Annotated in this window: 14 protein-coding genes; 7 read left to right on the top strand and 7 right to left on the bottom strand. The window is 55.1% G+C overall.

What is annotated here, in order from left to right; translation table 11 throughout:
- Window positions 1–2: 2 nt before the first annotated feature.
- Window positions 3–1,118: a branched-chain amino acid ABC transporter substrate-binding protein gene (locus AAGR22_RS20540; protein ID WP_067699985.1), complete on the bottom strand. Its 1,116-nt coding sequence runs from the start codon at window positions 1,116–1,118 to the stop codon at window positions 3–5.
- Between the two features lie 388 nt (window positions 1,119–1,506).
- Here AAGR22_RS20540 and panM point away from each other — a divergent pair, with 388 nt between their 5' ends.
- Window positions 1,507–1,902, top strand: coding sequence for an aspartate 1-decarboxylase autocleavage activator PanM (panM, locus tag AAGR22_RS20545; protein WP_345829330.1), 396 nt, complete (start codon window positions 1,507–1,509; stop codon window positions 1,900–1,902).
- Between the two features lie 255 nt (window positions 1,903–2,157).
- On the opposite strand, the gene rpoH is transcribed toward panM, so the two are convergent.
- The 4 genes from rpoH to ftsY all read right to left on the bottom strand — a co-directional run bounded on the left by rpoH (window position 2,158) and on the right by ftsY (window position 6,505).
- Complete coding sequence (gene rpoH / locus AAGR22_RS20550; RefSeq protein WP_067699990.1) at window positions 2,158–3,012, bottom strand: RNA polymerase sigma factor RpoH; 855 nt, start codon at window positions 3,010–3,012, stop codon at window positions 2,158–2,160.
- 262 nt (window positions 3,013–3,274) lie between these two features.
- Entirely contained in the window at window positions 3,275–4,267 is a 993-nt protein-coding gene (gene ftsX / locus AAGR22_RS20555) for a permease-like cell division protein FtsX (protein ID WP_067699993.1), read from the bottom strand.
- Window positions 4,257–4,925, bottom strand: a complete 669-nt coding sequence (ftsE, locus tag AAGR22_RS20560; RefSeq protein WP_067699995.1) for a cell division ATP-binding protein FtsE — start codon at window positions 4,923–4,925, stop codon at window positions 4,257–4,259. Before ftsE ends, ftsX begins: the two co-directional genes overlap by 11 nt.
- A 5-nt stretch (window positions 4,926–4,930) precedes the next feature.
- Window positions 4,931–6,505 carry a signal recognition particle-docking protein FtsY gene (gene ftsY, locus AAGR22_RS20565; RefSeq protein WP_345829335.1) on the bottom strand — a complete coding sequence of 525 codons (1,575 nt, stop codon included), beginning with the start codon at window positions 6,503–6,505 and terminating at the stop codon, window positions 4,931–4,933.
- 165 nt (window positions 6,506–6,670) lie between these two features.
- On the opposite strand from ftsY, the gene rsmD reads away from it, so the two are divergent.
- Window positions 6,671–7,276 carry a 16S rRNA (guanine(966)-N(2))-methyltransferase gene (rsmD, locus tag AAGR22_RS20570; RefSeq protein ID WP_067700000.1) on the top strand — a complete coding sequence of 202 codons (606 nt, stop codon included), beginning with the start codon at window positions 6,671–6,673 and terminating at the stop codon, window positions 7,274–7,276.
- Window positions 7,266–7,535: a DUF1145 family protein gene (locus tag AAGR22_RS20575; protein WP_067700003.1), complete on the top strand. Its 270-nt coding sequence runs from the start codon at window positions 7,266–7,268 to the stop codon at window positions 7,533–7,535. Before rsmD ends, AAGR22_RS20575 begins: the two co-directional genes overlap by 11 nt.
- 75 nt (window positions 7,536–7,610) lie before the next feature.
- Here AAGR22_RS20575 and AAGR22_RS20580 read toward each other — a convergent pair whose 3' ends face one another.
- Window positions 7,611–7,979: a DUF2500 domain-containing protein gene (locus AAGR22_RS20580; RefSeq protein ID WP_067700698.1), complete on the bottom strand. Its 369-nt coding sequence runs from the start codon at window positions 7,977–7,979 to the stop codon at window positions 7,611–7,613.
- 149 nt (window positions 7,980–8,128) lie between these two features.
- Here AAGR22_RS20580 and AAGR22_RS20585 point away from each other — a divergent pair, with 149 nt between their 5' ends.
- The gene (locus AAGR22_RS20585; RefSeq protein WP_345829338.1) at window positions 8,129–8,758 is read left to right on the top strand and encodes a lysoplasmalogenase; all 630 of its coding nucleotides are present in this window, start codon (window positions 8,129–8,131) and stop codon (window positions 8,756–8,758) included.
- Window positions 8,759–8,842: 84 nt separating this feature from the next.
- Window positions 8,843–11,116 carry a zinc/cadmium/mercury/lead-transporting ATPase gene (locus AAGR22_RS20590; RefSeq protein ID WP_345829340.1) on the top strand — a complete coding sequence of 758 codons (2,274 nt, stop codon included), beginning with the start codon at window positions 8,843–8,845 and terminating at the stop codon, window positions 11,114–11,116.
- Window positions 11,117–11,156: 40 nt separating this feature from the next.
- On the opposite strand, the gene tusA is transcribed toward AAGR22_RS20590, so the two are convergent.
- Window positions 11,157–11,402, bottom strand: a complete 246-nt coding sequence (gene tusA / locus AAGR22_RS20595; protein WP_067700012.1) for a sulfurtransferase TusA — start codon at window positions 11,400–11,402, stop codon at window positions 11,157–11,159.
- A gap of 268 nt (window positions 11,403–11,670) precedes the next feature.
- On the opposite strand from tusA, the gene AAGR22_RS20600 reads away from it, so the two are divergent.
- Window positions 11,671–12,336 carry a 7-cyano-7-deazaguanine/7-aminomethyl-7-deazaguanine transporter gene (locus AAGR22_RS20600; RefSeq protein WP_345829343.1) on the top strand — a complete coding sequence of 222 codons (666 nt, stop codon included), beginning with the start codon at window positions 11,671–11,673 and terminating at the stop codon, window positions 12,334–12,336.
- Window positions 12,337–12,432: 96 nt separating this feature from the next.
- Window positions 12,433–12,990, top strand: a complete 558-nt coding sequence (locus tag AAGR22_RS20605) for a DcrB family lipoprotein (protein WP_067700018.1) — start codon at window positions 12,433–12,435, stop codon at window positions 12,988–12,990.
- Window positions 12,991–13,108 lie beyond the last annotated feature (118 nt).

The raw sequence follows: 13,108 nt of genomic DNA on the forward strand, positions 1-13,108 counted from the left end.
TTTTATTTCACCGCCGTGGAGGAACCGTCAGCATGCCACTGGAATATGCCAAACTCGAACCCTTTGAGGTCCCCTTTCGCATCCCAGCTCAGGTCGCCCATCACCGTGGGCACGGGCGCACCCTCCTTCAGGTTTTTCGCAATGTCCGCTGGTTCTGCGCTCTTACTGCGCGTCATCCCGGTAGTCAGCGCCTGTAGCGCAGCGTAGGTGGTCCAGACGAATGGGCCGGTAGCGTCGAGTTTTTTCGCCTTAAGCGCATCAACGATCGGTTTATTGGCAGGCTCCTGATCGTAGCGCTTCGGCAGCGTCACCAGCATCCCTTCGGAAGCCGCACCCGCGATATTCGACAGCGATGAGTTGCCGACGCCCTCAGGACCCATAAACTGCGTTTTCAGACCGGCTGCGCGAGACTGACGAAGGATCTGTCCCATTTCCGGATAGTAACCACCAAAATAGACGAAATCGACGTTCTCTTTTTTCAGGCGGGCCACCAGGGTAGAGAAATCTTTATCTCCTGCGGTGACCCCTTCAAACATCACCACGTTGCCGCCGGATTTTTTCAGACTATCCTGCACGGACCGCGCCAGGCCTTCACCGTACTGCTGCTTGTCGTGGATTACGGCGATCCGCTGCGGTTTAACCACGCTGAGGATATATTTCGCCGCAGTCGGCCCCTGATCGGAATCCAGCCCGGTGGTGCGCATAATCATTTTATAGCCGCGGGTAGTCAGCTCGGCGCTGGTTGCCGCGGGCGTGATCATTAGCACACCCTCATCTTCGTAGATATCCGACGCAGGCTGGGTGGAAGAGGAGCAGATGTGGCCGATCACGTAGTGAATGCCGTCGTTGATCACTTTGTTTGCTACGGCTACGGCCTGTTTGGGGTCGCAGGCATCGTCATATTCAACGCCAACCAGCTTGTCGCCGTTGACGCCGCCTTTTGCATTAATGTCCGCGATGGCCTGCTTCGCGCCGGTGAACTCCATATCGCCATACTGTGCAACCGGACCCGACATGGCTCCGACAATAGCCACTTTAATCTCTTTCGCTACCGCCGCCTGACTCATTGCCAGCGCAATGCATCCTGCCAGCAGCGCGCTACCTTTAACGATTTTCATCCTCGACTACCCCGCCTGTTGTGTTTGCTGTTTTTATAGCCATCGAATCTACGTAAAACGCTTTAGGAATAAGGCGTTAGGAGATTTCAGGCCATTTTTATTAATAACTCTTTATTATCAGTCCATTAAACAGGAGTTTTCTTCTGCAAAGCAACTGACATATTAAGAAAACTCTGCCCTTAACGGACGTATTCACTGGCAGAAACGGTGGCATAGTAAGCAGTTATCCAGCGCGTTATGCTGGCTTTTCGGTGATTATTTAAGCTTATCTCTGCCGGAGCGGCGCGGCACAGAGCGAATGCTTTGTTTTCAGATTAGCAAAAGTTAAACTGTCCTTTAACAGGGATTTTAGATAAACCAGGCCTTTCACCTTGACCCGATCGGAATTATGAAACTTACCATTATCAGACTGCACCACTTATCTGCGCAGGACCGACTGGACCTGGGGAAAATATGGCCCGACACCTCGCTGGATGCGCTGGAGAGGGGGCTGGATGAGCAGCATCAGCTTTATGCCGCCACGTTCAATGAGCGCCTGCTTGCTGCGGTCAGGCTGACGATTGAAGGCGCGCAGGGCGAACTTGAAGCGTTGATGGTACGTGAAGTGACGCGTCGTCGCGGCGTGGGGAGTTATCTGCTGGCCGACACGCTGGCGCAGAATCCGATGGTGACGCGGTGGTGGATGGCAACGAATGACGATAGCGATCCCGAGGTTATTGCGGCCTTTATGCATCAGGCCGGATTTGTGCCTGCTGATGGCGGCTGGGTGTGCCTTCGTAAATAGCAGCCTGAGCCAGTCCTTACTTTAACGAAATGCGCACCAGTCAATTTTCCGCACGCTGCCCTGTACGCTAAAAAGGGTGAAGGAAGCGGCCGATATCCTGTTGATGCATGTCAGCGTGGCTAAATAATGAAGGGCTGGGGTAATTCAGAAGGATTAAGACGGTTTAACAGAAGTGGGTAAGTTACGGCGGGTTCAGATCATCGCCCCTGGCGGGGGCGATGATTCGCTTAGCGCGGATGTTCCAGGCTACGCTTCTCAGGCTTCGATAGCCACGCGCAGCTTTTTCATGGCGTTCTTTTCAAGCTGACGCACGCGCTCGGCGGAAACGCCGTATTTATCGGCCAGCTCCTGCAGCGTGGTTTTATTATCGTCGTCCAGCCAGCGGGCACGAATAATGTCCTGACTACGCTCATCCAGGCCCAGCATGGCATCGCTCAGCTTATCAGCAGCGTGTGCATCCCAGTTGTCCTCTTCAATGCCACCGGCAAAGTCAGATGACTTATCCTGCAGATAGAGCATCGGCGCCATTGAGCGGCCTTCACCTTCGTCATCAGGCGTTGGGTCAAAGGTCATATCCTGAGCCGCCATACGCGACTCCATTTCCAGTACGTCTTTGCTGGAAACACCCAACTCACGGGCCACCATTTCAACCTCTTCCTGGTTGAACCAGCCTAAACGCTGCTTAGCCTTACGCAGGTTAAAGAACAGCTTGCGCTGTGCCTTAGTGGTCGCAACCTTGACGATACGCCAGTTACGCAGCACGTATTCGTGGATCTCAGCTTTGATCCAGTGAACGGCAAAGGAGACCAGACGCACACCCACTTCCGGGTTAAAGCGGCGTACGGCTTTCATCAGGCCAATATTGCCTTCCTGAATCAGGTCAGCCTGCGGCAGGCCGTAGCCCGAATAGTTACGGGCAACATGAACAACAAAGCGCAGGTGAGACAGGATCAGCGTCTTAGCCGCATCCAGATCGCCCTGGTAATGCAGCCGTTCAGCCAGCGCTTTTTCCTCTTCTGCCGTCAGCATAGGCCAGGCATTGGCGGCCCGGATGTAGGAATCCAGGTTGCCTAAAGGAGCAATAGCTAAAGTTTGCATTTCTTTGGTCATTCAAACCCTCTCTGTAATAAGCATTATTGCTGTGCCATTCCCTGCACAATTTACCAGACTACGTGAACGCGGGTCATAAGTTAAAGCAATCCGTGCTACTTCGACTGCAAAGTTATCCACAAGTTCACTTTTAAGTGTGCATAAATTAAACACAGCTTCTGGCGGGCTGGAGCCGATGCGGGAAGACGCTGAAACTCACGCTTCCTCTGCGGCTTTACTCAAACAGCAGAGGAAGATTATAACAAAAAATCGTGAAAAGGGGTTACTGCGGCGTAAATCGACGTAAATGTTGTACCGTCGCGAGCCAGGCCGCGATCCAGCCAATCATGGCAGAAATCAGCAGCAGCAGCAGGCTCTCGTCCCAGGCCAGGCCGTGCAGGTTGAAGGTGGTGCCAAACACGGCGGCAACCTGCGTTACGACGGACTCCAGACGGAATACCAACACCTCCGACAGCACCAGCGACAGCAGCGCCCCGGTAAAGCCCAGCAGGGCACCGCCGTACAGGAATGGCCGCAGGATAAACCCGTCGGTCGCGCCGATAAGCTTCTGCACGTTGATGGTGTCGCGACGGGCAAAAATGCTGAGCCGCACGCTGTTGCCGATGACCAGAAATACCGCCACGATCATCAACACGCCGATCATCGCTGCAACCTGCCCTACCAGACCGGTCAGCGCCGCCAGCCGGGCGAACCAGCTATCATCCATTTTCACTTCGTCGATACCCTGCACCTTCGCCACGCGATCGCGCAGATTATTCATGGTGTCAGAGTTCTGGAAATTCAGCTTAGGCGTGATAATCGCCACCGCGGGTAGCGGGTTTTGCTCCAGCATATCCATGGCGCCGCCAAAGCCGGACCAGTTACGAAACTCGCCCATCGCCTCTTCGCGTGACAGGTAATTCACCTTGTCCACGCCGTCCTCTTTTTTCAGCTGAGCCACCACGTTTTCCGCTGCGTCATCATCCAGCGTCTTGCTGAGATAGACGGTCAGCTGCGGCGCGGGATACCACTGTTCAGCGGCCTGGCTAACGTTTTTCCACACCATAAAACAGACGCTCGGCAGGGTGAGTGAGATAGCGATCACCATCACCGTGAGCAGCGTGGCCAGCGGCTGACGCCACATGTCCGACAGCGAGCCGCGCAGCGCATAGCGCCACTGCTCCTGCCACCCTCCCTTTAACGCCTGACTTTTAGAGGGCTGCTTTGGCTTCGCGGTTTTTGGCGCCGGTGCGCGGGTATTGCGTTTATTGGCCACCTTGACCTCCGTGTAAACGTCCCTGATTGAGTCTCATCAGGCGGTAATTACGCCGGGCGATCAGCGCCTGGTCATGGGTGGCCATCAGCACCGTGACGCCAACGCGGTTAAACTCTTCAAACAGACGCAGAATGTCTTCCGACAGCGCATCATCCAGATTTCCGGTAGGCTCATCGGCCAGCAGAACTGCGGGCTTGTTCACCACCGCACGGGCGATGCCCACCCGCTGCTGTTCACCGCCGGAGAGCTGGATTGGATAACTTTTCGCTTTGTCCAGCAGGCCCACTTTATCCAGCGCAGCCGATACGCGACGGCGGATATCTTCACCGCTCGCCCCGGCAATAATCAGCGGGATCGCCACGTTGTCATAGACAGAGCGGTCCATCAACAGATGGTGATCCTGAAAGATCATTCCAATCTGGCGGCGCAGGAAAGGGACTTCGCTGCTTTTCAGGCGGCTGATGTCGTGCCCGCTGAACCAGATATGCCCGGCGCTGGGACGTTCAATGCCGCAAATAAGTTTCAGCAGCGTACTTTTTCCCGCTCCCGAATGCCCGGTCAGAAACGCCATTTCCCCCGGACGCAGATGGAAATCTACCCCCTGAAGCGCTTGCCGACCGCCGAGATAAGCCTTACTGACCTCTTCAAAGCGAATCATCCTAATTAGTCCTCTCGGGCAAAAAGTGCCTCAATAAAATCGTCTGCCTTAAACGATCGCAAATCTTCAATGCCTTCACCCACGCCGATATAGCGAATGGGAATGTTGAACTGATCCGCTACCGAGAAAATAACGCCACCCTTTGCGGTGCCGTCCAGCTTGGTTAGCGTAATACCCGTCAGCCCAACCGCCTCGTGGAAGAGTCGGGTCTGGCTGATAGCATTCTGTCCGGTGCTGGCATCAATGGTCAGCATCACCTCATGCGGCGCCTGTTCATCGAGCTTCTTCATCACGCGGGTGATTTTTTTCAGCTCTTCCATCAGATGCGATTTATTTTGCAGGCGGCCTGCGGTATCAGCAATCAGCACGTCAACGTGGCGGGCTTTTGCTGCCTGGATCGCGTCAAAGATAACTGAAGCAGAATCGGCACCGGTTTGCTGGGCAATCACTGGAATATGATTACGCTCGCCCCACACCTGGAGCTGTTCAACGGCTGCCGCCCTGAAGGTGTCGCCAGCAGCCAGCATGACCGATTTTCCTTCAGCCTGATACTGGCGCGCCAGCTTGCCGATAGTGGTGGTTTTACCCACGCCATTCACGCCAACCATCAGGATGACAAACGGCGACTTCGTGCCGACATCCAGCGGTGCTTCAACCTTCGACAGAATTTCGGCCATCTCCTGCTTTAGCAGGCCATAAAGCGCTTCGGCATCGCGAAGCTGCTTGCGGTTGGCCTGAGCCGTGAGGTTACCGATAATCCGACGGGTCGTTTCAACGCCCACATCGGCAATCAGCAACTGCTCTTCCAGCTCTTCAAACAGATCGTCATCAATCTTTTTACCCCGGAACAGGCTGATAAAGCCCGATCCCAGGTTCTGCCGCGTTTTGACCAGGCTACGCTTCAGACGCGCAAAAAAACCCTCTTTGCTGGGGCGCTCCTGCTCGGTGTGTTCGATGTTTTCAACCTTTGCCAGTGCCGCAGCGATCGAGTCTTCTGGCGCGATTGGCTCGGGCTGGATTTCAGCGCGTTCTTCCGGCAGCAGCACGGCTTCCGGCTCGGGCTGGATCTCAACGCGCTCTTCCGGCAGCAGCACGGCTTCCGGCTCGGGCTGGATTTCAGCGCGTTCTTCCGGCAGCAGCACGGCTTCCGGCTCGGGCTGGATTTCAGCGCGTTTTTCCGGCAGCAGTACGGGCTCCTGCTCGGGCTGGATCTCAGCGCGTTCTTCCGGCAGCAGCACGGCTTCCGGCTCGGGCTGGATTTCAGGGCGTTCTTCCGGCAGGTTTTCTACTGCCACAGGGCTATCCTGAATCAGGGTGGCATCCTCACGCGGCTCGACCAGTACCGAAGGCTGGACGGATTCAGGATGTTCCACCTGCTGATGCGCAACTTCCTCGGTGACCGCGACCGTCTCATCGGCACGCTGTTCTGCTTCACGAGGGGGAGAACCGTCATGCGCGGACGTTTCTTCAGCCGGGGAAAGCCTGTCGCCGGACGCGTCTTTCGTCTCTTCCTGCGGCGCTTTTTCTTCGCGTCCTAATCCCAGCCAGGAAAAAAAGCCACGTTTTTTATTTTTTGCCATGGTGCAACCACACTCCTCGCGGGGGAAAATCCGTCAGGTCTCTGAAAATCATCTTAATCCCCTAGTCTAACACTTTCCTGCTAACGCAACACAGCACCCTTTTTACGTTTCCTCAGCCCGGTAAGCCCGTTAAACTGTGCAACAAATTATGAAGAGTTCAGCAGCATGAATAAAAAGAACAGCAGCAACAGCGCCGGGCAGATCCGTATTATCGGCGGCCAGTGGCGTGGCAGGAAACTTCCCGTACCGGATAGCGCAGGCCTGCGCCCAACCACCGACCGCGTGCGTGAAACGCTGTTTAACTGGCTGGCACCCGATATTCAGGCCGCACGCTGCCTTGACTGCTTTGCCGGTAGCGGCGCGCTGGGCCTGGAGGCGCTTTCACGCCATGCGGCCTCTGCCACTCTGCTGGAGCTGGAGCGTCCGGTAGCGCAGCAGCTGGAGAAGAACCTGGTTACGCTGGGGGCAAAAACCGGCAGAGTCATTCACACCAATACGCTACAGTGGCTGGCAAAGCAGGGCGAGCCGCATGATCTGGTATTTATCGATCCGCCGTTTCGCAAGGGTCTGCTGGAGCAGACGCTAACGCTGCTGGAAACCCAGGGCTGGCTGGCCGATGAAGCCCTGATATACGTAGAGAGCGAAGTAGAAAACGGTCTGCCGCCGGTTCCCGCCAGCTGGCAGCTTCATCGGGAAAAGATCGCCGGCCAGGTTGCTTATCGCCTGTATATTCGCCATACCACTGCAAAGGAAGAGAGTGATGCTGATTAATCTGGGACGCATACTGATGACGGGCGTGTGGGCATTTCTGCTGCTTAACCTGGTACACCCGTTCCCCACGCCGCTGAAGTATTTTGTTAACGTCGCGCTGATTTTTATGGTGCTTATGCATGGCTTACAGCTGGTACTGATGCGGGCCACCCAGCCGAAAGGTGGGCCAGCGCTCAGCGGGCTGGTGCAGGTAAAAATCTTCTTTTTCGGCGTATTTGAACTGCTTGCATGGCAAAAAAAACAGCTACCGAAAAAGTAATCTTCGCAAAAAGAAGCGTTCTCACGCGTTGACCTGAAAAGTCCATTTCAGGTCACGTATACCTGCCGACTGGCTTTATCGCACAGCATCATATCGGGGTGAGAAAGAGATAAAGCGCGTCCCTTTTACCTTCAGTTCGCCCTTCACTCCCCGATCAATTTGATGAAAATCGCCCGCCTGCAGGACGAGTTTAAAATCACCCGCGCCGTTGAGCGGTCGAAACCAGGCTTCATAGCGCATCGCCTCCACCGGAATCGTTTCCCGCTGGCGTGAACGCCGGTTTGGCACGGGCACTTCTCGCTTCTCCTTCACCATTACCGGCAACGCCCTGACGGGAGAAGCATCGTTAACCGCAACCTCACGCCGCTGCCGGATAAACTGCCGCGTGGCCATCACGGCAATCACCGCCAGTATGATGATAAAAATGAGGGGAGGCTTCATGATTTTCTTCGTCCTCTTTCGTAGACTAAGCAATAAATTTCACGGTCAGTAAGGATACAACCAGACCGCTCCCATTGTCACATCGGTCTGACCTGACCTAGACTGGAGTGAGAATTGTGAGGTTTTACCTCTAAAAAACAAAGGGACACATTATGATTTGGTCGTTTCTGGCGGTTCTTTTTTCCGGCTGGCTGTACGTTGATGCTTCCTATCGGGGACCACAGTGGCAGCGTTGGGTATTCAAACCCGTTACCCTGCTATTGTTACTCGCACTGGCGTGGCAGGCACCGGTCCTTAATACCACCGACTATCTGATTCTTTTCGGGCTGCTCGCCACGCTGATTGGCGATGCGCTGACGCTACTGCCCAATCGCCGTATGCTGTATGCCATCGGGGCGTTTTTCCTGTCGCATCTGCTTTATACCCTCTGCTTTGCCAGTCATATGACCCTGAGCTTTTTCTGGCCGATCCCGCTGGTGGTACTGATTATTGGCGTGGCGCTTATCGCCAGCATCTGGACACGTCTGGAGGAGCTGCGCTGGCCAGTATGTACTTTTATTGGCATGACGTTATTGATGGTCTGGCTGGCCGCAGAACAGTACTTTTTCCGCCCCGGCGATGAGAGTTTCTCTATTATGGTGGGCACGTCGCTGCTGCTGCTGGCCAATATTGTCTGGTTTATCAGCCATTACCGCCGTCGGTTTACCTCTGACAGCGCCATCGTTGCCGCCTGCTATTTTGCGGGACACTTTATGATCGTACGCTCACTTTATCTCTCATAACCGCTAAGCCTTGACTCTGGAGTCTACTCCAGAGTGTAAGATGTCACCGGCGGGACGTTCCCGCCAGTTTCATCAGGAGGCAATATGCATCAGCACGCTACGCCCTGCGCCTGCGGGAAGTGCCTGACCAGGACAACATTCAGTTCTCATCCGCGGCCTCCGGTTGCGATGGGAAAAATCACGTCAGTTAATACTCTCTCGCCAGATACCCCTTGCAGCGACTGCCATAGCAGCGCTGTACCTGCCAGCGATCCGGACAATGACAGCGACAGTGAAGCACAGCATGAAGGCTACAGCTGGCGAATTTCGGGCATGGACTGCCCCGCCTGCGCACGGAAAATCGAAACGGCGGTGGGGCAGCTCAGCGCGGTCACCGAGGGACGGGTCCTTTTTGCCACGCAAAAGCTGATAGTAAAAGCGAGTGAGGATGTCCGTGTACAGGTTGAAGATGCCGTCCGCTATGCAGGTTTCAGCCTGACGCGCAGCGGTACACCGATGAAACATATTGAGCCTGCCGGGTTCTGGCGGGAAAACCGCACGCTAATTTTGTTCGCTCTGCTGCTGCTTGCCAGTTGGCTCATTCAGTCAGTGAGTGCTCAGGCCGGACAAGTTGCCTTCACCCTGACCACGCTGTTCGGGCTTTGGCCCACGGGCCGTCGGGCCTTTCGGCTGATAAAAAGCGGTTCGCCTTTCGCCATTGAAACCCTGATGACTATTGCTGCATCAGGCGCGCTGCTGATTGGTGCCACGGCGGAAGCCGCCACGGTGCTGATACTCTATATGCTGGGCGAACGGCTTGAGGCCTTCGCAGCCGGTCGCGCACGGCGCGGGGTAAATGCCCTGATGGCACTGCAACCGGATACGGCGGTACGCCTGCACGGCGAGCGCCGGGAGACCGTCGCGGTCAGTTCGCTAAATCCTGGAGATATTATCGAAGTAGCGCCGGGCGCGCGATTGCCGGCCGATGCAAAACTCCTTGATGCTTTCGCAAGCTTCGACGAGAGCGCCCTTACCGGTGAATCTATGCCTGTAGAGCGGCAGCAGGGGGAGTCGATTTCCGCAGGCTGCCTGAGCATCGATCGCCCGATCAGGCTTACGGTTACCTCAAAGCCCGGAGAAAGCGCCATTGACCGCATTCTCCATCTGATCGAGCAGGCTGAGGAGCGTCGGGCACCGATTGCCCGCTTCCTCGATCGCTTCAGCCGTATTTATACTCCAGCCATCATGGCGCTGGCGCTGCTGGTGGCAATCCTCCCCCCTTTATTATTGGCCGCCGACTGGCAGCCATGGATTTATAAAGGACTGACGCTGCTGCTGATTGGCTGTCCCTGCGCGCTGGTGATCTCAACCCCGGCGGCGATCACCTCAGCGCTGGCTGCGGCAACCCGACGTGGCGCGTTAATTAAAGGCGGCGCCGCGCTGGAGCGTCTCAGCGCTATTCGCACTATCGCCTTCGATAAAACCGGTACGCTGACAGCAGGTAAACCGGTGGTCACGACGCTTATCGCCCTTAATGAGGATGATGTAAACCTACTGCTGGCAAAAGCAGCAGCGGTTGAAACCGGTTCTTCTCATCCTCTTGCCAGGGCTATTGTCGCCAGAGCCGCTGAACTGGGATTAAATGTCCCGTTGGTATCCGGGCAGAAAACGCTTACCGGATCGGGCGTCGAGGCGATAGTAAGTGGGCACAAACTTCTGATAATCTCACCGGCCAGGCTGCCGCAAGACAGGCTGACAGAGCAACAGTCAGCACAGGTTTTCCAGCTTGAGTCGGCTGGGAATACGGTCGTAGTGATGCTTGAAGACAACCAGCCGATCGGGTTGATTGCCCTGCGCGATACCCTGCGGGAGGATGCTAAAGCCGCTGTGGAAGAGCTGCGCGCCATGAATATTCACAGCATTATGCTGACGGGGGATAACGCCCGCGCCGCGGCGGCCATCGCCAGCGAGCTCAATATTGACTATCGTGCGGAACTGCTGCCCGCCGATAAGGTTGCAGTCATCGCCGGGCTAAGCCAGCAGCCGCTGGCCATGGTCGGTGACGGCATCAACGATGCGCCAGCAATGAAGGCTGCAACCATAGGCATTGCGATGGGAAGCGGAAGCGATGTGGCGCTGGAAGCAGCAGATGCGGCACTGACCCATAACCGCCTTAATGGGATTGCGGCCATGATCCGCCTGTCGCGCGCCACTCATGCCAATATTCGGCAGAACATCACTATTGCGCTGGGGCTGAAGGGAATATTTCTCCTGACCACGCTGCTGGGGTTCACCGGGTTATGGCTGGCGGTACTCGCGGATTCAGGCGCTACAGCATTAGTGACGGCTAACGCACTGCGGCTTTTACGTAAAAATTAGCTCTCCGGCCAGAATGCTCTTCCGCATTTTGGCCGCTCTTTTATAGCCCCTTTTTAAGCAGATATTTAAAGGGCAGCTCGTCGGTAAACTGCTCCAGCAGTGTATGTTCCATAAAACGGCAGAAGCCCGGGATATCACGGGTGGTGGCAGGATCGTCCGCAATTATCAGCAGGGTGTCACCCTCCTGCATATGACGCACGGCTTTACGTACCATCATTACCGGCTCAGGGCAGCGAAGGCCCAGCGCATTCAGGGTCTGGTCAGGATTTGCGAACCGATCGCTCATAGTATTCTCATCAGGGGGACGTTCAATCTGGCGACTATTTTACCCGCCGTGGCGCTATCTGCAAGGCTGCCCGTTTTGCTGGTTCCACTGATATAGACTTTATCGCTCGAACGGTGCTTTTGTATTTATCTGGGCATACGTCAGGAGTAAACGTTTGCGTAAAAATTATCCATTGCATTGATAACCTGTTTCGGTAAGATCTCGCGCACTGCTTAGTGTTAAGCCTGTTTTTGGGTTCCCTCACCCCAATATTCAAAAAGGTCATATAATGATTCCACTTACTCCCCGTCAGCGCACGTTTGCGCTGGTCTGGCTCTCGCTATTCCACGTGCTGGTGATTACCTCCAGTAACTACCTGGTGCAGCTGCCGATTTCGGTCTTTGGACTGCATACCACCTGGGGCGCATTCAGCTTTCCCTTTATCTTCCTGGCCACCGATCTGACCGTGCGCATTTTCGGTGCTCCGCTGGCTCGCCGAATTATCCTGGCGGTAATGGTCCCGGCTCTGATTATCTCCTACGCGGTCTCCGCGCTCTATTATCAGGGCGAATGGCAGGGCTTTGCCGTGTTGAAAGAGCCAAACCTGTTTGTTGCCCGTATCGCCTGCGCCAGCTTTATGGCTTACGCCCTGGGGCAAATTCTGGATGTCCACGTCTTCAACCGGCTGCGGCGCTTACCGCGCTGGTGGATAGCGCCAGCCTCCGCAATGTTTCTGGGCAACATTAGCGATACGCTCGCCTTCTTTTTCATCGCCTTTTACAAGAGTCCCGATCCCTTTATGGCGCAAAACTGGGTGGAAATTGCCCTGGTGGACTACAGCTTCAAAGTGATCGTTTGCATGATTTTCTTCCTGCCTGCCTATGGCCTGCTGCTAAACGCGTTCCTAAAGCGTCTTGCGGAAAAATCCACTGGCGCACAGGTTAACTTCGGCTAAGCTGCTTTCTTAAAATAGAGTCGGTTGCATTTAGCCGCCGATTGCGATTTTATGGGTAGCTAAATCAGTCATATGACTAACGTAAAAGGGATCACGATGCGTAATTTATTGAAATATGCCGGAATCGGCCTGCTGGTGGTTGGACTGACCGCCTGTGACGGCAAAAATGATAAAGCCGCAGCCGATGACAATGGCGTGAGCAGCAGCCAGTCCAGCCAGAATGTGACTCTGCTGGATGGTAAACTGAGCTTCACCCTGCCAGCGGGCATGTCCGATCAGAGCGGCAAGCTGGGCACCCAGGCGAATAATATGCACGTTTACGCCGATGCTTCAGGCCAAAAGGCGATTATCGTGATTGAAGGCGATACCACTACCGAAAGCCTGGACGCACTGTCCAACCGCCTGGAACAGCAGCAGCGTAACCGCGATCCGCAGTTGCAGGTGGTCAGCAATAAGTCTGTAAACCTGAAAGGGCAGCCTGGACAGCAGCTGGATACGGTGATTTCCGCTAAGAACCAGTCATCATGGTCCTCCGTGGTGTTGGCTAAGGCTGATGGCAAACTGGTAACGCTGCAAATTACGCTGCCAGCAGATAATCAGCAGCAGTCACAGACCGATGCAGAAAAAATCATCAATACCATTGCGCTGAAATAACATAAAAGCCCCTGGCATTGCTGACTCGCCCCCTTTAAATATTCACCTGGGGGCGGCTGGCTGACAGGGGCTTTTTGTTGATTACTGCTATGTTAAAGAGTGCTTTGTTAAAGAGTGC

This window comes from Erwinia sp. HDF1-3R (assembly GCF_039621855.1).
Classification (GTDB): Bacteria; Pseudomonadota; Gammaproteobacteria; order Enterobacterales; family Enterobacteriaceae; genus Erwinia.

Bases quoted from the DNA above. Each gene is read 5' to 3' on its own strand.
- AAGR22_RS20605 (WP_067700018.1), top strand. From the start codon at position 12,433: ATGCGTAATTTATTGAAATATGCCGGAATCGGCCTGCTGGTGGTTGGA.
- AAGR22_RS20575 (WP_067700003.1), top strand. From the start codon at position 7,266: ATGCTGATTAATCTGGGACGCATACTGATGACGGGCGTGTGGGCATTT.
- rsmD (WP_067700000.1), top strand. From the start codon at position 6,671: ATGAATAAAAAGAACAGCAGCAACAGCGCCGGGCAGATCCGTATTATC.
- AAGR22_RS20590 (WP_345829340.1), top strand. From the start codon at position 8,843: ATGCATCAGCACGCTACGCCCTGCGCCTGCGGGAAGTGCCTGACCAGG.
- ftsE (WP_067699995.1), bottom strand. From the start codon at position 4,925: ATGATTCGCTTTGAAGAGGTCAGTAAGGCTTATCTCGGCGGTCGGCAA.
- AAGR22_RS20600 (WP_345829343.1), top strand. From the start codon at position 11,671: ATGATTCCACTTACTCCCCGTCAGCGCACGTTTGCGCTGGTCTGGCTC.
- panM (WP_345829330.1), top strand. From the start codon at position 1,507: ATGAAACTTACCATTATCAGACTGCACCACTTATCTGCGCAGGACCGA.
- rpoH (WP_067699990.1), bottom strand. From the start codon at position 3,012: ATGACCAAAGAAATGCAAACTTTAGCTATTGCTCCTTTAGGCAACCTG.
- tusA (WP_067700012.1), bottom strand. From the start codon at position 11,402: ATGAGCGATCGGTTCGCAAATCCTGACCAGACCCTGAATGCGCTGGGC.
- AAGR22_RS20585 (WP_345829338.1), top strand. From the start codon at position 8,129: ATGATTTGGTCGTTTCTGGCGGTTCTTTTTTCCGGCTGGCTGTACGTT.
- ftsY (WP_345829335.1), bottom strand. From the start codon at position 6,505: ATGGCAAAAAATAAAAAACGTGGCTTTTTTTCCTGGCTGGGATTAGGA.
- AAGR22_RS20540 (WP_067699985.1), bottom strand. From the start codon at position 1,118: ATGAAAATCGTTAAAGGTAGCGCGCTGCTGGCAGGATGCATTGCGCTG.